The organism is Plantactinospora sp. ZYX-F-223 (assembly GCF_039649625.1).
Lineage (GTDB): Bacteria > Actinomycetota > Actinomycetes > Mycobacteriales > Micromonosporaceae > Plantactinospora.
This window is the reverse complement of record NZ_JBDJAV010000003.1, coordinates 280,638-299,560: the sequence shown is the minus strand read 5'-3', so window position 1 is coordinate 299,560 and position 18,923 is coordinate 280,638. Positions and strand designations below refer to the sequence as shown.

Annotated in this window: 14 protein-coding genes; 6 read left to right on the top strand and 8 right to left on the bottom strand. The window is 72.0% G+C overall.

Annotation, left to right across the window (positions count from 1 at the left end):
• Nucleotides 1–385 precede the first annotated feature (385 nt).
• The 6 genes from AAH979_RS05010 (at nucleotide 386) to AAH979_RS04985 (ending at nucleotide 4,700) form a co-directional block, all read left to right on the top strand.
• The gene (locus AAH979_RS05010; RefSeq protein ID WP_346256822.1) at nucleotides 386–1,432 is read left to right on the top strand and encodes a hypothetical protein; all 1,047 of its coding nucleotides are present in this window, start codon (nucleotides 386–388) and stop codon (nucleotides 1,430–1,432) included.
• 86 nt (nucleotides 1,433–1,518) lie between these two features.
• On the top strand, nucleotides 1,519–1,974 hold the full coding sequence (locus tag AAH979_RS05005; protein ID WP_346256821.1) for a hypothetical protein: 456 nt from the start codon (nucleotides 1,519–1,521) through the stop codon (nucleotides 1,972–1,974).
• Nucleotides 1,975–1,976: 2 nt separating this feature from the next.
• A complete protein-coding gene (locus AAH979_RS05000; protein ID WP_346256820.1) occupies nucleotides 1,977–2,210 on the top strand; it encodes a helix-turn-helix transcriptional regulator in 234 nt (77 codons plus the stop codon).
• A complete protein-coding gene (locus tag AAH979_RS04995; RefSeq protein WP_346256819.1) occupies nucleotides 2,207–3,181 on the top strand; it encodes an NAD(P)-dependent alcohol dehydrogenase in 975 nt (324 codons plus the stop codon). The genes AAH979_RS05000 and AAH979_RS04995 overlap by 4 nt, the downstream gene beginning before the upstream one ends.
• Nucleotides 3,182–3,285: 104 nt before the next feature.
• Nucleotides 3,286–4,479 carry a cytochrome P450 gene (locus AAH979_RS04990; RefSeq protein WP_346256818.1) on the top strand — a complete coding sequence of 398 codons (1,194 nt, stop codon included), beginning with the start codon at nucleotides 3,286–3,288 and terminating at the stop codon, nucleotides 4,477–4,479.
• An 8-nt stretch (nucleotides 4,480–4,487) separates the two neighbouring features.
• Nucleotides 4,488–4,700 (top strand): ferredoxin, encoded by a 213-nt coding sequence (locus AAH979_RS04985; protein ID WP_346256817.1) that lies wholly within the window; start codon nucleotides 4,488–4,490, stop codon nucleotides 4,698–4,700.
• 51 nt (nucleotides 4,701–4,751) lie between these two features.
• Here the strand turns inward: AAH979_RS04985 and AAH979_RS04980 are convergent, their stop codons facing one another.
• The 8 genes from AAH979_RS04980 to AAH979_RS04945 form a co-directional block, all read right to left on the bottom strand.
• Nucleotides 4,752–5,216: a hypothetical protein gene (locus tag AAH979_RS04980; RefSeq protein WP_346256816.1), complete on the bottom strand. Its 465-nt coding sequence runs from the start codon at nucleotides 5,214–5,216 to the stop codon at nucleotides 4,752–4,754.
• Between the two features lie 206 nt (nucleotides 5,217–5,422).
• Nucleotides 5,423–6,742: an ABC transporter permease gene (locus tag AAH979_RS04975; protein WP_346256815.1), complete on the bottom strand. Its 1,320-nt coding sequence runs from the start codon at nucleotides 6,740–6,742 to the stop codon at nucleotides 5,423–5,425.
• Nucleotides 6,739–7,557, bottom strand: a complete 819-nt coding sequence (locus AAH979_RS04970; RefSeq protein WP_346256814.1) for an ABC transporter ATP-binding protein — start codon at nucleotides 7,555–7,557, stop codon at nucleotides 6,739–6,741. The genes AAH979_RS04975 and AAH979_RS04970 overlap by 4 nt, the downstream gene beginning before the upstream one ends.
• On the bottom strand, nucleotides 7,554–8,540 hold the full coding sequence (locus AAH979_RS04965) for an efflux RND transporter periplasmic adaptor subunit (RefSeq protein ID WP_346256813.1): 987 nt from the start codon (nucleotides 8,538–8,540) through the stop codon (nucleotides 7,554–7,556). The genes AAH979_RS04970 and AAH979_RS04965 overlap by 4 nt, the downstream gene beginning before the upstream one ends.
• A 438-nt stretch (nucleotides 8,541–8,978) precedes the next feature.
• Nucleotides 8,979–10,538 (bottom strand): glycosyltransferase family 39 protein, encoded by a 1,560-nt coding sequence (locus tag AAH979_RS04960; RefSeq protein WP_346256812.1) that lies wholly within the window; start codon nucleotides 10,536–10,538, stop codon nucleotides 8,979–8,981.
• A 203-nt stretch (nucleotides 10,539–10,741) separates the two neighbouring features.
• Nucleotides 10,742–14,812 (bottom strand): Pls/PosA family non-ribosomal peptide synthetase, encoded by a 4,071-nt coding sequence (locus AAH979_RS04955; protein ID WP_346256811.1) that lies wholly within the window; start codon nucleotides 14,810–14,812, stop codon nucleotides 10,742–10,744.
• Entirely contained in the window at nucleotides 14,809–16,182 is a 1,374-nt protein-coding gene (gene ectB, locus AAH979_RS04950) for a diaminobutyrate--2-oxoglutarate transaminase (protein ID WP_346256810.1), read from the bottom strand. The genes AAH979_RS04955 and ectB overlap by 4 nt, the downstream gene beginning before the upstream one ends.
• 305 nt (nucleotides 16,183–16,487) lie before the next feature.
• Complete coding sequence (locus tag AAH979_RS04945) at nucleotides 16,488–18,860, bottom strand: DUF6351 family protein (RefSeq protein WP_346256809.1); 2,373 nt, start codon at nucleotides 18,858–18,860, stop codon at nucleotides 16,488–16,490.
• Nucleotides 18,861–18,923 lie beyond the last annotated feature (63 nt).

The window sequence follows — 18,923 nt, the reverse complement described above, 5'->3', positions numbered from 1 at the left end:
CCATGCCACGGTTCCGGGTGGGTGCCGGTGACCGGAACGGCCGTTGGGCGAATTCATCTGAACCAAAGTCGATGGCTCGGGTCGACCAGCGACGGCCCTCCGGTGAGAGAGGTGTCGCGGCGGCCCGCCCCGGTGGGGCGCGGCGGGATGGGCCGGCAGGCCGCGCGGTGGCGGAGCCGGATGGCCGCCGGCCGACGGGACGAGCGCCGGCGGTCGCGGGCCGGGCCCGTCCGTGACCGGTGCGGCCGCCGGCGGTCGCGGTGCCGGCCTGAAATTCCGCTTGCCGGACTCGGCCCGGGTCAGCAGGCTGGATCTGCGCGAGCTGGGCGAGTCGACCGGCGCGGGGTCGGGTGGCCGGGCGGAACGACCGGGACGGAGAGGCCGGATGGCAGGGTCAGACACGGCCGACCAACCCCTTGAGATCGCCTGCGACGAATCCGGCTCGGAGGGCGAACGGCTGGTCGGCGGGGTGACCGACGTCTTCGCGCACGCCAGCACGGAACTGGACACCGAGACGGCGACGACCTGTGTCCTGGAGTTGCGGGACCGGATCCGCTCGCCGGCCACCGAATACAAGGCCGGTCACCTGCTGCGGGAGAAGCACCGCCCGGTGCTCGTCTGGTTGCTCGGTGCCGAGGGGCCGCTGTCCGGGTACGCCCGGGTGCACCTGACCGAGAAGACGTTCTTCGTCGTCGGCAAGCTCGTCAACCTGCTGGTCGACGACCTCGGCTACGAGGCGAGCCTCGGGCTGCACCAGGGCCACCGGGCGACGGCCCTGGCGCGTGCCCTGCACCGGGAGGGTCCGGCCGCGCTCGGACCGCAGCGCTGGACCGCGCTGCTGGGCTCGTTCAACTATCTGCTGCGGCCGAGGAACCGGCGCGGCGTACGGGTCTCGGTCGACTCGTTCTTCGAGCTGGTCGAGGTGGTCGGGGCGAGTGGTCCGGCAGGGCCGGTCGGCGAGATCCTCGAGCCGCTCAGGGCGGCCCGGCCACGGTTGGAGTCTCTGGTGGCACGGTTGCACGCCGATCCGAGGGCGGTTCCGGCGCTCAACCCGATCCTGCCGGCACTGGTCCGGGCGGTCTCGTACTGGAGCGTGGCGGACCGTCCGGTGTCGATCGTCCACGACATCCAGACCGCGCTGACCGCCGAGTCCGTGGCGCAGTTGCGGGAACTGTTCGGCAAGCCGGACCCGGCGTTGCTCCGGTACGCCCCGAGCGGCCGGTTGACCGGCCTGAGGTTCGCCGAGTCGCATCTCGATCCCCGGGTGCAGGTCGCCGACTTCCTCGCCGGGACGGCTCGACGGATCGCCTCGGACGACCTCAACGGCCGAGGGGATCCGGAACTGACGGCGCTGCTGCGGCCGTACGTCGACGGGTACTCGATCTGGGGTGACGCCGCGAGCCGGCTGCGGTTACTGCCCGCCGAAAGCTGACGCACCGGCGGGCCGGGGAGCCGTGCACCCGATCCCGTCGTGTCTAGAAAGCTTGACATGGTGTCTGCCGTTCTTTACTCTTCGACATGTCAAAGATTCTTTACCTCTCGAAGGTGGCGAGGATGTCGTACGAGGAGAAGGGCACCTGGGTCGACCTGGTGGTCGCGGTGACCGTCTATCTCGGCTATCTCGCGGTGGTGCTGGGCCGGCTGGCCGGCACACCGGTGTCCGCGGTGACATACGTGTCGACGCTGCTGCTGGCCATCGGCGTCTCGATCGTGGCGTCGATGGTGGTCCGCATCGCGGTCGAGATCGCCCGCCCGAGCGAGAGCCACTCCGGCGACGTCCGGGACAGGGAGATCCACTGGCTCGGCGACCGCATCGGGCAGCGGCTGCTGATGGCCGCCGCGCTCGCGGCGCTCGGCCTGGCGCTGTTCGAGGCCGAGCACTTCTGGATCGCGAACGTGCTCTACCTCGGCTTCGTCGCCTCCGCGGTGGTCGGGTCGGTGGTCAAGCTCCGCGCCTACCGCAGGGGCATGTAGCCGTGGTCAAGCCCACCAGGGTCACCAACTCGATCCGCGCCCTGCGCTTCGCCGCCGGCGAAATGACGCAGGCCCAGCTCGCCGAGCGGATCGGGGTGACCCGCCAGACGATCATCGCGATCGAGCAGGGCCGCTACTCGCCGTCACTGGAGATGGCGTTCCAGATCGCCCACGTCTTCGCGGTGCCGCTCGAAGAGGTCTTCCAGTACCCCGACACCGGAGGTAAGCAGCCATGAGAGCAGCCGTGTACCGGACGTACGGTCCCGCCGACCTCGTCCGGGTCGAGGAGGTCCCGACACCCGTTCCCGGCGAGGAGGACGTCCTCGTCCGGGTGTACGCCGCGACGGTCAGCGTGACCGACGGCACCGCCCGGCGCGGCTCGCCGGGCTTCTCCCGGCTCTTCTTCGGGCTCCGCCGGCCGAAGTGGACGGTGTTGGGCTCCGAGTTCGCCGGTGTGGTCGAGGCGGTCGGGCCGGGCGTGACCCGGCTGCGGGTCGGCGACGAGGTCGTCGGGATCACCGGGCCCGACTTCGGCGCGCACGCCGAGTACGTCCGCGTCCACCAGGACGGTGCCCTCGCGCCCAAGCCGGCCAATCTCGACTTCGCCGAGGCGGTCGCCCTGGCCGACGGCACCGCGCTGGCGTTCCTGCGGGACCGGGCCCGACTGCGCCCCGGCCAGACGCTCCTGGTCAATGGCGCCTCCGGAAGTGTCGGCAGCGCGGCCGTGCAACTCGGCCGGCACTTCGGCGCCCGGGTCACCGGGGTGTGCAGCACACCCCACCTCGACCTGGTACGCGAGCTCGGCGCCGACACGGTCCTCGACTACACCAGGGAGGACTTCACCCGCGCCGGCCAGACCTACGACGTCGTCTTCGACGTGGCCGGCACCAGTTCGTTCGGGCGCTGCCGCCGGGTGCTCAACCCCGCCGGACGCTATCTGAGCCCGGTGCCGTCGCTGGGCCTGCTGGTCCAGATGCCGTGGACCGCGGCGTTCGGCAGGAAGAAGGCGGTCGTCGCGTTCACCGGGCTGCGGAAGGCGGCGGACAAGGCTCGCGACCTGCAGCTCGTGCGGGAGCTGGCGGAGGCCGGCACGCTCCGGCCGGTCATCGCGGACCGCTACCCGCTGGAGCGGATCACACAGGCGCACCGCCACCTGGACCGCGGCAAGTACGGCAACCTCGTCGTCACCATGACCGGAGCCGGCTGAGCCGGACCGGCGGCGCCGGGCCACCAACGTGGACGGCGGGACTTCCGGATGACGGTACGCTCGGTTCGGCGAGAGCAACTTCGTATGCTTGATCATCCCTGGCGATGGGAGAGGACACGATGGCCGCTTCTCCGGTACTTCCCCTCAAGCGCACCTGCCCGTACGCGCCACCCGCCGAACACCTGCGGCTGCAACGGGAGGAGCCGGTGGCCCGGGTGACCCTCCCGGACGGCTCCACCGCATGGGCGCTGAGCCGCCTCGAAGACATCCGCACCATGCTCACAGATCCACGGTTCAGCTCCGACCGCTATCGCGAGGGATATCCGTTGCAGCCCCCCGGTCAGCAGCGCCGTGCCGACGAGCGGCCGCTGCTGATCGGGCTCGACCCGCCGGAGCACGGTGAGGCCCGCCGCGCCGTCGTCGGCGAGTTCACCATCAAGCGGATGAACGCGCTGCGCCCGCGCATCCAGCAGATCGTCGACGACTGCGTCGACGCCGTCCTCGCCGGGCCACGTCCGGCCGACCTCGTTGCGGCGCTGGCCCTGCCGGTGCCGTCCCTGGTCATCTGCGAACTGCTCGGCGTGCCGTACGCCGACCACGACTTCTTCCAGGACCGCTCGGCCAACCTGCTGCTCCGGTCGACCCCGGCCCAGGAGCGCTTCGCCGCGGCCAAGGAGATCCGCGACTACATGGCCACGCTGATCGCGGAGAAGGCGAAGACGCCCGGGGACGACCTGCTGAGCCGGCAACTGGCCAAGGGGGCCGATCACGAGGATCTGGCCGGTCTGGGGTTCCTGCTGCTGCTGGCCGGGCACGAGACCACCGGGAACATGATCTCCCTCGGCACGATGACGCTGCTGGAGCGGCCGGAGGCGCTGGCCGCGCTGCGGAGAGACCCGGCCAGTACGCCGCAGATCGTCGAGGAACTGCTCCGGTACTTCACGATCGCCGAGTACGTCACCTCCCGGATCGCGGTGCAGGACGTCGAGATCGGCGGGGTACTGATCCGCGCCGGCGAGGGCGTCGTCACGCTCGGCAACGTGGCGAACCGCGACCCGGCCGCGTTCACCGACGGCGACACCTTCGACATCGAACGCGCCGCCCGCCACCACATCGCGTTCGGCTTCGGCGCCCACCAGTGCCTGGGACAGAATCTCGCCCGGGTCGAACTCCAGATCGTCTTCGACACCCTCTTCACCCGCATTCCCGGCCTCAGGCTGGCCGCGCCGACCGACGAGCTGTCGTTCAAGGACGACTCCACCGTCTACGGCCTGCACTCCCTCCCGGTCACCTGGTAGGAGACGCGATGCGGATAACGGCTGATCTGGACCGCTGCGTCGGCGCCGGCCAGTGCGTACTCACCGAGCCCACGGTGTTCGACCAGCGCGACGACGACGGCACCGTGATCGTCCTCCGGAGCGCCCCGGAGGACGCGGAGACGATCGGCCGGGTACGCGAGGCGATCCGCATCTGCCCCAGCCAGGCCCTGGCGCTCGCCGATCCCTCGGCCACGCCCTGATCCTCCGGTCGAGCGCGGCGGTCGGGGTGCCACGTCCAGGGGGTGACGCGCTTACTCGTGCCGGCTGACGCCTTCGGAGTGCATGCCGGTCTGCTCCTCCAGCGGGTTGTTGCGGAGGTCGTCGAGCGCGGTGTCGTCGGGAAACAACCGGCGTCCCGGCGCGGGATCGGACGGGGCGCCGCCCGGTCCCGCCTCCGGGGTACGGGTCGGCTCGACCGGGCCGAACCCGTGTTTGCCGGCGCCCTGCGCCCACGGTTGGGGCGGCTGCGCGTCGGCCCGCCGTTCGCCGCGTCGCGCGGGTGGCAGGCCGGCCTCCTCGCTACCCTCGTCCAGCGGTGAGTCCTCGGCGGCGCCCCACGGGGCGTCCCGATCCTCGGTGCCGCCGGTGGTCCCCCACGGCCCGACCGACTGCGGACCACGGTTCTGCCCGTCCAGGGCGGCCGGAACGCCGTCCGCGTCGTCCGGCTGGAGCTGCCCGCCCGGGTCCTCGTCCACCGGTCGCCTCTTCGCGCTCATCCCCCACCACCCTCGCTGCCGAGTCGTCCCGCCGAGCCGGCCCGGATGACCCGGTGCCGGTGCGTGTGCCGTTCCCGGCCGGTCGCCAAGCATGCGGCCGACCGGAAGGTATCTCCCGGCCACTTCCTCGGGCGGCGCGCAGAAGCCGACACGGCGGCGCGCGACGGACGAGATCGGGTCGGACGGGCCGAAGGGGGTACAGCCGGTCAGGCGCGCATGACGGTCGCGATCGGGATGCGGGCGGCCCGGATGGCCGGGATGAGTCCGCCGAGCAGCCCGGCCACCAGGCCGGCGACGACGCCGGCGACTCCCGCGCGCCACGGGAACACCATGTCTTCGAGGAACGGCGCCTGGTCGGCGAAGAGGGTACCGGCCACGCTCAGGGCGAGCGCGGACGCCCCGATCGCGGCGGCCGCGGTGAGCAGGCCGGTGAGCAGGGTCTCGGCGAGGACGATGCCGGCCAGCAGCAGCCGCGAGGTGCCGACCGCCCGGCGCAGCGCGAACTCCTCGACCCGTTCCCCCACGGTCGCCAGCCCGACGTTGAGGATGCCGGCGACCCCGATCAGCAGGACCAGGCTCGCCATGCCGAGGAAGATCCAGCGGATCAACGCCAGGTCCCGGGCGATCTCCTTGCGGGCCTGGATCGTCTCGAAGTGGATCTGGTCCGCCGGTATTCCGGTCGCGGTCAGCCGGAGCACCAGCAGCCGTTCCAGCTCGCCCGCCGTCGGAGCCATCATCACCTGGAGTCCGGGACCGAATTCGCTGGGGCCGGTCGCCGGGGACAACCAGTTCGCCAGTTCGTCCGCCCGGGAGTAGGCGACCGGTTGCGGGTTGCCGTCGTCGACCACGCCGACGATCCGGGGCGTCGGGTTGGCGGTCGCCCCGTCGATGCGCATCTCGGCCGGTACCTGGTACCGGTTGAAGCCCTTCGCCGCCTCCAGATTGAGCACCAGCCGGGGCGCCAGGGACGGCGCCGAGGTGAAGTCCAGCCACTGCCCGGAGACCCTCCGGAACGGCTTGAACTGGCGGATGTCGCCGGTCAGCGTGTTCAGGGTCAGCTCGATCGCCTGACCCGGTACGGGTGTCCCCGCGTCACCGCCGGGCAAGATCGGCCGGCAGCCGTACTGGTCGCAGTACATCGGGCCGCCCGGGCCACCGTAGCCGCCGGGCTGGTCGAACGGGGCTCCGCCGGGGTTGATCGGGGCAACTCCCGGCTCGCCGACGACCGCCCGCCGGGTGGAGATCGCCACCGCGTCCGGCCGGTTCGCCAGGGTGTCCGTGCTGACCTGGACGCTCTCCGGACTTGCCGGCAGGTACGCCTGGCGGGTGCCGTCCTTGCCCACCTGTAGCGCGAGGTTGGCCAGTTGGGCCCGTTCGAGGGTCTCGGCTCCGGCCTGCACCACCACCACGGCCAGTACGCCGAGGAAGAGGCTGACCATCGACAGGAAGGTACGCATCTTGCGGGCCCGGATGCCCTGGACGCCGATGATCAGCGCGGACCGGAACCGCCCGGAGAGCCGGATCACCGGGTCGCCCCGTCCAACTCGCCGATCGGAGCGGTCCCGGACGGGGCGGCCTGCGTCGCGGCGGCCGGATCGGTCCAGGGCGTGGCGGACCCGGGCGTGGCGGACTCCGGCGTCCACCCCTCGTCCGGGGTGGTGGGCACGGGGTTGAGCACCCCGTCGCTGAGCCGCAACACCCGGCGCATCTTGTTGGCGTGGTCCCGGTCGTGGGTGACCAGGATCAGCCCGCAGCCCCGTTCGGTGGCCGAGCGCATCACCTCGATCACCAGGTTGCCGGTCTCGGTGTCCAGCGCGCCGGTCGGCTCGTCGGCCAGCAGCAGACGTGGTTCCCGGACCAGGGCCCGGGCCACCGCCACCCGCTGCTGTTCGCCGCCGGAGAGCCGGGCCGGACGGTGCTTCGCGAGGTGGGCGATGCCGACCTGGTCGAGTGCGGCCATGGTGCGGGCCCGGCGCTTGCCGCGGGACAGCCAGCCCTGCCCGTTGACCAGGGCCATCGCCACGTTCTGCGCGGCGGTGAGGTGCCCCAGCAGGAAGAACCGCTGGAAGACGAAGCCGAACTCGGCGCTGCGCAGGGCCGCGGCCCGGCGTTCGGGCAGCCGGGTGATGTCCCGGCCACCGAGCAGGTAGCGACCGCCGTCCGGGCGGTCGAAGAGGCCGATCAGGCTGAGCAGGGTGCTCTTGCCGGAGCCGGACCGGCCGAGGATCGCCACGCTCTCTCCACTCTCGACGGTCAGGTCGACGCCGTCGAGGATGGTCCGTGGCGTTTGCTGTCCCTTCAGCGTCTTGGTGATGCCGTGCAGCTCCAGCAGCGCCGTCATTTCCCGCCCATCGGGTCGGCGGGGCCACCCGGCTGCGCCGGTTTGGCCGGCGGCAGGTCGGGGCCGGGTACGGCGACCGTCTCCTCACCGGTCAGCCCGGACGTGATCTGCACGACCTTGCCGTCGCTGAGCCCGAGCACCACGTCCCGGGTCTCCCGGTTGCCGTCCGGGCCGACCACGTCCACCTTGCCGCGGCCCTGACCGCCGGCAACCGCCTCGACCGGGAGCACCAGCGCGTTCCTGGCCCGGGCGGTGACCACCTCGAGGGTGGCGGTGGCACCGTTGATCAGTTTGACGTTGGACGGCGCCGTGCAGACCACCCGCATGCCGGTCGGCTCGGACGGCTCGACCGGCTGCCGGGGATCCGGTGGCGGGCCGACCGGCACGACCGGGGGCGCCCCGGGGCCGGTCGACGGGCCGGTTGACGGTTCCGGTGCCGGCGGGTCCGGGATCGTCCCGGCCGGCAGCGCGGCGATGGTGCCGAGGACTTTGCAGGCGAACGGGCCGGGGCCGTTCTTGATCTGGGCCTGCACGGTCGCCAGCGAGTCCGAGATCTGGTACGCCTGAGCCCCGTCGATCTCCGCGACCAGCGCGTACCCGATCCGCTTCGCCGACACCACCGGCATCCCGGCGGCGACGGTGGACCGGTCGTCCACCAGCCGGCCGGCGAAGACGGCACCGGCCGGTACGTCGACCCGGTGGGATCTGCCCTTCGCCCAGATGCTGGCCACCCGCGTCGCCTTGCTCGGCGGGCTCTCCGGCGGCTCGATGTCGCGGTAGCGGATCTGCCCGGCGACCGGGGCCACCACCCCGAATACCGGGTTCATGGTGACCTTGCCGGCCAGGCTGACCCGGTTGTCGAGATCCTGCCGGGCCGGCTTCGCCGTGGTCATGGTGGTGCCCCGGGCCGCCAGACCGGGGGTCTGGGCCTCCGGATCGGACTCGCTGCAGGCGGCGCCCGCACCGACGAGCACCACGAGCACGCACGAGCGCAGCAGCCAACCTATTCCAACCTGGACAGCGTGGCGCGCGCGTCCCAGCCTCCACCTGCGGCCACTGCGGACCGCAAGGGGAGGTGGAAAAAGGTTCGGTAGTCGCCTTCGCACCGGTACCCCTCACTGTCCTAATCCCGGACCGACATCTGACACGACGCAGCCTGCCGGTCATCGGTTGCCCTCGGGACGGGATGATTTCGCGACAAACGACCGGCACGTGACGGTGCGGTGCCATCCGCACCGCTACCGCCGTATCAAACCAGAACGGCCGCCGGGGCACTGTCCCGTGTCAGCCCCGGGCCGGCGCCGGCAGCAGCGGGCGGACACGTCAGCTCGAAGGCACGAGGCCAGTCAGGCCAAGGGTCACACCCACTACTGCCGGCAGATCAGCTCAGCACCGACGAACCGACCCCGCCATGCTCACGGTCAGTCGAAGTGCCGGATCCGGGGCCACAGCTCGGCCCAGGCCAGCCGGCGGTCCTGGCACACCACGATCGGCACGCCCTGCTCCTCGTTGTCGACCCCGACTCCGTTGTCGAGCCGTCCGGCGATCCGGCACTCGCCGAAGTATCGGCGGAGTTCGCCCACCTCGCCCACCCCGACTCCCACCAGCACCGTCGCCGACTCCGGCGGCGGGCCGTAGTAGCCCAGTTCGTTGTGTCCACTGTAGATCGGGGGAAGCCGGTCGGCGCCGAGCCGGCTGAGGGCGCCGGCCTCGCCGTAGTTGGCGGTCAGCACGACCGCCGCGGCCCGGTCGGCGGGCGGGAGTTCGTCGTACGCCCGGACCACCTGGTCGACGTAGCGGGGCCAGCCGACCGAGTCGGCGGCGGTGACGTTGATCCCGGGCACCGGCGAGTCCCCGAGCACCTCGACCGGGAGCAGCGGCAGTGCCATTACCGCGCTCGCCAACGCGTTGACCAGGTATGCCGTGCCGACCACGGTCGCGCGCAGCCGCCGTCGCCCCCGCCGCAGCCAGTCGGCCAGCACCACACAGCCGGCGGCGAAGAGCGCGCCGAGCAGCCCGTACGAGTAGTAGTGCTGACCGCCCGACACCAGCACCAGTACGCAGACCACCAGGTACGCCACGGCGAGTGCGCGTACCGGTCGCCACGGTCGGCGACGCAGCAGCCCGACCAGGCCGGCGATCCAGACCGCTGCCAGCGGTGGTCCGATCAGCAGGAACTGGAAGGGCACGAACGTGCTCCGCGACTCGGCACCCCTGTCGTCGGCGAGCGCCGTGGCCATGTCGGCCTGGGGCAGCTCGTGGGTGAGTTGGTAGACCAGGTTGGGCGCGCCGATCAGCAGGGCGAGTGCGACGCCTGCCCAGAGCCAGCGACCGGCCAGGATCCGGCGCGGTCCCACCGCCAGCAGGCCGGCACCGAGCCCGATCAGCAGCAGCACCACGAGCAGTTTGTTGTAGAGCCCGATCCCGAGTACGGCTCCGGCCGCCAGCCACCAGCGCGGCTGGTCGCGCAGCAGTGCCCGGGCGGCGCAGAGCACGATGCCGAGCCAGACCACCAGGTCGAAGCCGGCGGTCAGCAGCACGTGCCCGAAGATCAGCGTGGTCGCCCCGGTGCCCAGGCCGAACGCGGCCAGGGTCTGGGCGAGTGCGCCGCCGCCGAGTTCCCGGGCGAGCAGGGCGGCCAGTAGCAGCGCCGCCAGCACGAAGAGGGTGGCCGGCACCCGCAGGCCCCAGAGCGAGCCGCCGAAGAGCGTGTCGGCCAGCCGGGCGATCGCCGGAGTGAGCGGCGGCTGGTCCCGGTAGCCCCAGTCGGGACGGAGCATCAGGAAGTAGAGCTCGTCGCGGTGGTAGCCGTAGCCGCCATTGGTGGCCAGCAGCAACGCGGCGACCAGGCCGGCGACGGCGCCGAGCGGTCGCCAGGCGATTGGCGCGAGCGAGCGGCGCCCGCCGCCGTCGGTCACGGTCCTTCCGGGTACGTCCGGCGGCGCGGCGGTCGCGGCGGGCCGGACGGCGTGCTCGGTCATGGGTCGTCCCTCCCCTGGTGGCGGTGCCGGCCACCCGTGGCACGAGCCCTGCCGGCCGATACATAACGGTTATAGCTTAACCGTTATGTATCGGCTGTCAAACGCGCTCCGACCAGGGCTCCGCGCCAGACTCCGGCCAGGACGCCAGACTCCGGCCAGGACGCCGGCCACGGTCCGTCCTCCGTGGCCGGTCAGCGTCCCGGCTACTCCGCCGGCCGACCGCCGATCGGGGCGGCGCCCGGCCCCGACACCTGGCGGGCCGGGTTGCCCCGCCAGACGGTGCCGGCCGGCAGGCTGCTGCCCTTCATCACGAACGAGTCGGGAGCCACCACCACCGCGTCGGCCAGCTCGACGCCGTAGTGCACCAGCGCGCCGGTGCCGACCGAACAGCCGCGACCGAGCCGGATCCGGTCCGTCTTGAACGTCCCGTCCTCCAGCGAGTGGGAGTGCAGCGTCGACCCCTCGCTCAGCGTGCAGTGGTCACCGATCCGCACCAGGGTCCGCTCCGGTATCCCGCAGCCGTCGTCGAAGACCCGCCGGCCGACCCGTACGCCGTGCAGCCGCAGCAGCAACGGCTTGAGCGGGGTGCCGTTGAACAGGCCGAGGTGCCCGACCCCGGTGAGCTTCCAGTAGCGCTCGTGCCGCCAGTACCGGGGGTCGTAGATCGAACAGCGCAACGGGCGCAGCCGGCGGAAACCGAGGCAGAGCCAGTCCAGCAGGGCCGAGTAGCCGACGATCAGCAGCAGGGCGAGCAGAAGCCCGGCGCTGAACGTGACCAGGTTCGGCCGGGCGCCGTCGTGGATGCCCTCGACCCGGACCACGGTCTGGATCGAGAGGTAGAAGAGCAGCCAGCCGCTGAGCAGGTACCAGCCCATGGTGCGCAGGTTCGAGCGGTTCTTCCGGGACAGCCGGCGGCGGAACCCGTCCCCGGCCCTCAGGTCGTCGAAGCCGGCGTCCCGGCGTACCGACCGGGGGATCTCGAACGGCGGGGAGCCCAGCAGCCCGACGCCGGACCGGACGGGGCCGTCGACCGGTACCATCACCTTCGTCGCCAGCAGGCAGTTGTCGCCGACCCGCGCCCCGGCCGGGAAGACGACCCGGTTGCCGAGGAAGTTCTCCGCGCCGATGGTGACCCGGGACAGCGCGAACGAGGTGTGTGAGTACCGGGCGTTGCCCATCGACAGCCCGTCGGAGACCAGCACCCCGCCGCGCACCTCGCAGAGGAACGGCGTGTCGTGCCGCTGCCCGCAGCCGAAGTTCGAGCCGGTCTGCCGTACCTGCCGGAACCGCCAGCCGATCGCCCGGAGGTAGCCGATCACGTACGAGCTGTCTCCGAAGAGGAGGTTGAAGTACGGGACGTTGCTGAACCGGGAGACGGTCTGGAAGCAGATCCACCGCCAGCCGTAGAGCGGATACGCCTGGTCGGCGGCGAGGAAGAGGTTCGCCAGCCGGGGCACGGCGAGCACCAGCAGCGCGCCGAGCAGGATGCCACCGACGAACATCAGGAACGACCCGGAGACCGTACTGATGTCCAGCGCGAAGGCCACGGCGGCGAGTACGACCAGCACCTGGGTGTCGACCACTACCCGGCCGAGGAGCTGGGCGGTGCCGTAGCCGCCCCGGCGCACCGCCGAGCAGTGCTGGGGCTCCGCCACCGGGTTGCCGCTCCCGCCGGGCACCGCCGGCGACCCGTGGAACCGCGCTCCGGCCGGTACCACCTGCCCGGCACGCGGCGACGAGGCGTGCCCGAGATGCGCGCCGTCGCCGAGTACGGTGTCGAGGTCGAGCACGCTGCCCTCGCCGACCTGCACGTTCCGGCCGAGCCGGACCGGGCCGGTGGTGATCCAGCCGGCCTCGGCCCGGTAGCCGAGGAAACTCGCGCCCCGGCCGACGACCGATCCGGCGCCGATCTCGATCAGGTCGGTGCAGACCGGCACCGACCGGGACAGCACCAGGGCGCCCGGGCCGATCTTCGCGCCCAGCGCGCGCAGGTAGAGGTTGTAGACCGGCGATCCGGCGAAGAGCACCAGCGGGTTGGCCCGGATCATCCGCTTGACGACCCAGAAGCGGAGGTAGCGCAGCCCCCAGATCGGAAAGGTGCCGGCCCGCCACCGCCCGACCAGCAGCCACTTCAGCGCCACCGGCAGCACCGCCAGCACGACGAACCAGGCCGCCCCGAAGCTCAGCGACCGCAGCGCGACGTCGACCGCGCCGGCGCCGTCGGTGATCCAGGTGTACCCGGCGAGCGCCACGGCGGCGAGCAGCACGAGGTAGCCCAGCCCGAAGAGGGTCTGCAGCACCCCGCAGCCGTACCACTCAAGGTTGCTCGGCACCCGGTGCGCCGGGCGCGGCGGTTCGGGTGGTGTCGCCGGGGTGTCCGCCCCGACGACGGTGGCCAGGGCGCGGACGGTCGGATGCAGGTACACGTCCTTGATCGAGACGTCGGCACGGAGCCGTTCCCGCAGCCGGGTGCAGTACCGGGACATCACCAGCGAGTCGGCGCCGAGGTCGGTGAAGAAGTCGTCCCGGACCGAGACCCGGTCCACCCGGAGCAGGTCGGCGAGGAGTTCCGCGAGCGCGGACTCGGTCGGCCCGGCCGGGGCGACCAGCGGCGTCGTCGGCAGCGCACGCGGCCCGGACGGTGCCGGCAGGCGCTTGCGGTCCACCTTGTCGCTGGGCAGCGTCGGCAGCTCCGGCAGCTCCTCCAGATAGGCCGGGACCATGTAGCCGGGCAGCCGGGTCCGCAGCGCGGCCAGCGCCGCCGCCGAATCCAGCGCCGCCGCACCGGCCCGCCGGGTGTAGAAGGCGGCGAGTTCGACGACGCCGGGCTCCGGCTGGTACGTCGTCACCGCCGCCTGGGCCACCTCCGGCAGCCGCAGCAGCACCGACTCGATCTCGGTCAGCTCGATCCGGTACCCGCGCACCTTGACCTGGCTGTCGATCCGGCCCAGGTACTCGAGCTGCCCGTCCGAGGTGATCCGGCCGAGGTCACCGGTCCGGTAGATCCGTCCCGAGGGATTGCCCGGGATACCTACCGGGTCCGGGATGAAGGCCCGGGCGGTCAGGTCGGGCCGGTTGACGTACCCCGGCGAGAGGCCGACCCCGGCGATGCCGATCTCTCCGGTCTGGCCGGCCGGCAGGACCCGGTGGTCGGAATCCAGGATCACCACCGAGTACGTCGGCAGCGGCACCCCGATCGTCACCGGCCGGTCCGGCTCCAGCCGGGTCCAGGTGGCGGTGACGGACGTCTCGGTCGGGCCGTAGACGTTGAGCAGCGTGCGGCCCGGCCGGTGCCACCGCTCCACCAGATGCGCCGGACATGCCTCGCCGGAGACGAGCACGAACCGCAGCTCCGGCAGCTCCTCCTCGATCGTGGCCAGCAGCGTCGGTACGCAGCAGAGTGCGGTGACCCGCTGCCGGGTGAGGAAGCCGGCCAGGTCGCTGCCGACCAGCGCCCCGGGCGCGGTACTCGGCACCAGCGTCGCGCCGGAGACCAGCGGCACCCAGATCTCCTCGACCGAGAAGTCGAAGGCGATCGTCATCCCCTGGTAGACGCGGTCGTCCGGGCGCAGCCCGTAGCACTCCACGGCGACCCGGACGAAGTTGCAGATGTTCGCCTGGTCGATGGCGACCCCCTTGGGCCGACCGGTACTGCCGGAGGTGTAGATGAGATACGCCAGGTCGCCCGAGGCCGGCCCGCGTTCGTCCGGCGCGATCCGGTGGCGGGGGTACCGGTCGAGGTCCGGGTCGGTGTCGATCCGGATCACCGTGCCGGTGACGCCGTCGACCCGGTCGGCCAGCGTCGAGAGCGTGACGATCGTCCCGACTCCCGCGTCGGCGACGACGAAGCCGATCCGGTCCGCCGGGAAGTTGGCGTCCACCGGGACGTACACGGCGTGGATCTTGGAGACCGCGAGCATGGCCAGATAGGCGAAGGCCGACCGGTCCAGGAGCAACCCGACCCGGTCGCCCGGTCGCACGCCCCGGGCCAGCAGCAGCCGGCCGAACTGGTTGGCCCGGGCGTCGAGTTCGGCGAAGGTCAGCCGGCGCCCGCCGTCATCCACGGCGAGGTGCCCGGGATCACCCTCGGCGGCGAAGCGGTCACAGCGCTGCTCGAAGAGGTGGTGCAGGCGGTCACCCGGTCGCCAGCGGACCCGGTTGTCCGCGCCCGGCGCGGTCAGCACCAGGCCGGCGCCCGGCCGGGTGGCCGGGACCGGGGTGCGGGGCGCGACGGCGGGAGCGGCACCCGGCGCCACCGGGGCCGGCCCGGTCACGCCGGCACCAGGCCGGAGGAGCCCCACACGTCCCGCTCCGACCCGACGGCCGGCTCCGCTCGGTCTTCCTGGTCCGATCCGGCGGCCGGCTCCGCCGCCGTGGTGGCGCGGGCCGCCGCCAGCAGGATGTCGAGGCCGTTGTCGAGCAGCTCGTCCGGAGTGGTGAGCGGCGCCAGCACTTTGACCACCTGGTCGTGCGAGCCGGCGGTCTCCAGCATCAGGCCGTCCGCGAAGCAGCGCTGGCTGATGGCCGAGGCCAGCTCCCCCGAGCCGACGTCGACGCCACGCATCATCCCGCGTCCCTTCACCACCGCGCCCGGCACGGCGTCGGCCACCTCGGCCAGCCGGCGCGCGAGCAGGTCGGCGCGGCGCGCCACGTCGGCGGTGAAGTCGTCACCGGACCAGAACTTCGTCAGTGCCACCCGCGCGGTGACGAAGGCGTGCGCGTTGCCACGGAACGTGCCGTTGTGCTCGCCGGGCTGCCAGAGGTCGTACTCGGGACGGATCAGTAGCAGCGCCATCGGCAGGCCGAACCCGGAAATCGACTTCGAGAGCACGACCAGGTCCGGAACGATCCCGTACGGCTCGAAGCTGAAGAACGTGCCGGTACGACCGCAGCCCGCCTGCACGTCGTCGACCACCAGCAGCGCACCGCTGCTACGGGCCAACTCGGCGATCCGCCGCAGCCAGCCGGCCGAGGCGACGTTCAGGCCGCCCTCGCCCTGCACGGTCTCCAGCAGGATCGCGGCGGGCGCGTCCAGCCCGCTGGACGGGTCCGGCAGCATCCGCGCCAGCAGGTCGGCGGTGTCGATCCCGGCGCCCTGGTATCCGTCGTACGGCATCCGGGTCACCCCGGGCAGCGGAAGCTGCGGGCCGACCCGGTGGTGCCGGTTCCCGGTCGCCGCCAGCGCGCCCAGCGAGACGCCGTGGAAGCCGTTGGTGAAGGCGACCACGTTGCTCCGCCCGGTCACCTTGCGGGCCAGCTTGAGCGCCGCCTCGACGGCGTTCGCCCCGGTCGGGCCGGTGAACTGCACCCGGTAGTCCAGCCCCCGGGGCAGCAGCACCAACGACTCGAACGCGGTGAGGAACGCACCCTTGGTCGAGCTGGACAGATCGAGGCAGTGTGACATCCCGCGCTGTTCCAGATGGGCGATCAGCGCGTCCCGCATGTCAGGGTCGTTGTGCCCGTAGTTCAGCGAACCGGCACCGGCGACGAAATCGAGGTACTCGCGGCCGGTGACGTCCCGGACCACGCTTCCCTCCGCCGTGTCGAATACGCAGTCGAATTGGCGGCAATAGCTCCGCACCGCCGATTCTCGACGCTCGAATATCTGCTTCTCATCCGCGCCCGCCGCTCCGCGCACCGTCATCGCTCCTTCTGCGCCGTGCCCGATGACCTGGTCGACCGCAGCCGCCAACCAGGACCGGGACTGTCAGATGTCTGTACGTCCAACCGGAGAACGGCGTCCGGGACACGGCGGCCATTGGCAGCGATGTCAATTGGTTGGATTGCCGACTCAATGGTTGCAGTACGGACGACTGGGCGCCCTGATACATGATTGCGTTTCGACGAAGGACACATCCACGAGCGATTTTCCGACCGCCGGGCCGGGCGCGGCGCCGAGGGAGTCGCGGCGTGCCGTCGGCCGGCAGGCGCGGGGCGTGGGGTTCCGGGTCAGCGGTAGTCGCAGACCCCGGTCGGGAAGATCTGTTCGAGGCGCCGCCGCTCGGCGTCGGTCGGGCGCCACGACCCGTAGAGTCCCCGGGCGATCGCCACCCGGACCGGCTGCCGGTCGCAGGCGTAGACGCCGCCCTCGATCGGACCACCGGCGACGGTGCGCGACGTGCCGTAGAGCGGGAACTCCCGGGTGCACGCGCCGTCCGGGCGGTTGTCGAGGATGCCGTCCCAGACGTGGTCGCCCCGGGCGATCTCCGTACCGTCGGTGCTGAAGCAGCGGTCGACGGCCAGCGCCGGCTTGTTGCCCTGCACACCCCGCCACGGCCGGGTACGCAGGTTGGCCATCCAGTCGTCGATCACCGCCAGCGCCTCCGGGGTCTGGTCGAACGCCTCGGCCGGCCGGGCGTCGGTGAACCAGATGACCTGGTTGCCGGCGTTCCGGTCGTGCTCGCGCATCCGCTGCCGGGACGCGAAGGACTGGTGCGAGTTGTGCATGTCCAACTGGTCTTCGAGGTAGTGCCGCCAGTCGATGATCGGGATGTCGATGTCGCCGGTGAAGACGATCCCCGACTCGTACGCGGCCCGGATCGCCTGCCGGTCCCCCGTGGTACGCGGTGCCGGTGTCCGGCCGCCGTCCGGCGACAGTCGCATGTTCCGGGACGACCACGGGTCGAACTGGGCCGGGTCGGCACAGGCCGCCGGGGTGAACGGGCAACCCTCCTGCACCATCTCCGACTGCGGTTTCCAGGAGCCGACCCGGGCGTTCAGGTCGAGGAACTCGGCCGAGGTGACCCGACCCGAGGTCAGCGCCGACAACCCGTACTGGACGCCGACGTTGTCCCAGGTGGACCGGGCGTACCCGTCCGGGCCGGTGCCGTAGATGTTGACCAGGTCGCCCCAGTGCGACCACTGCACCGTCTCCGCCACACCCGGTGGGTCCATCTGGGCCCACAGCGGGTCGCCGGGCGACCAGCGCGGGTTCAGCGCCAGCGGGGTCAGCCCGCGCCAGCCCTCGATGCACTCGGTGGAGCCGGGCGCACCCCCGAGGTACGGGTTCGGCACCGTCGCGCTGGCGTTCATGCCGATCAGCCAGGTCCGGTTCTCCCAGTCCCGCCACTTCGGGTTCGCCCGATCGGTGACGTCCATGTAGTACTCGAGCAGCTCACAGTCGCCGACGTGGATGGTCTGGGTGGCCATGTCCGGGTACGAGTACTGCGGTATCGCCGCGTCGATCACCCGGTTGCCGTAGTTCTGGCCGTAGACGTACTGCTGGATGCCGCCACCGGAACCGCCGACCCCGACGGTGTAGAGCGGGACGCCGTACTCCTCGACGAAGTGTTCCTTCAGCATCAGCGCGGTCTCGCCACCGAGCACCAGGTTGTAGTGGGTGGCGGTGCGGGTGCCGGTGGAGTAGAGGACGGCGTAGCCGAGCGAGAGTCCCTCGTGGTAAAGGTGCCCACCCGGAAGCCGCCCCTGGTCGTGTCCGATCGCCACCCCGCCGTCGAAGCGGTAGATGACCCGCCGGTTCCAGTTCGCCTCCAGCACGGCGATCGAGTAGACGAACCGGTTGATGGTGCCGCGCTCCCGGCGTACGACGTAGTCGACGGTCCGGCCGTCCAGGGTACGGGTGGTGGTCAGGTCGGCCGGCCGGGTGCCGTCCGAGGGCATCGGCTTGAACGTGCCGTCGGTGGCCCGGTAGAGCCGGTCGGTGACGGTCGGGGCGGCACAGTCCCGGCTCCAGCCGACGACCTCGCCGTCCGGGCCGCGTACCCGCATGCCCTGCCCGTCCTGGTTGTCCACCAGCGGTGCGCCGAGCCCGTTCTGCTCGGTGCGGCAGAGGAACGGGTACTGCGGCGGCCCGGAGAAGATCGGACCGGAGACGGGATGGTTGCGGACGGCAAGCGTCGCGGTACGGGCCGACCGGGCGCTCGCCCGGAGCAGGTTGGCGCCGTCCCGGAGCCCGTCGACCACGCCGCGCAGCGAGCGGCCGTCGACCTGGAGCGCGCGGGTGACGTCGGTGCCGTTGCGGGTGACCCGGACCGTACCCGGGTCGACCCGGCCGCCGAGCGCGATCCGGACGAGTGCGTCGCCACCACTGACCTGGTCCGGCCGGCTGGAGAGGATCTCGATGTCGAGCCGCTGCCCGGTGCCGCCGGTCCAGCCGGCGGCCGGCGTCGCCACACCTGCGGTGAGGACGACGGTCAGGGCGATCCCGAGCCCGGCGGTGACACCCCGGTGGCTGCGGGGCCTGCTCGCCACCCGACCCGTCCCGACCTGCGGGCTCGACCAGCGCCCTCGGTCGAGCCGGCCGGTGTGGATGGTGCGGTCAGCGGTACGCCGACGGCGAGCGAGGAACCTCAGCGCAGACATCGTCTCTCCGTCTCGTCCCCGGAGCCCGGATGGTGGCGGACACCGACGATGTCACGCGGATCG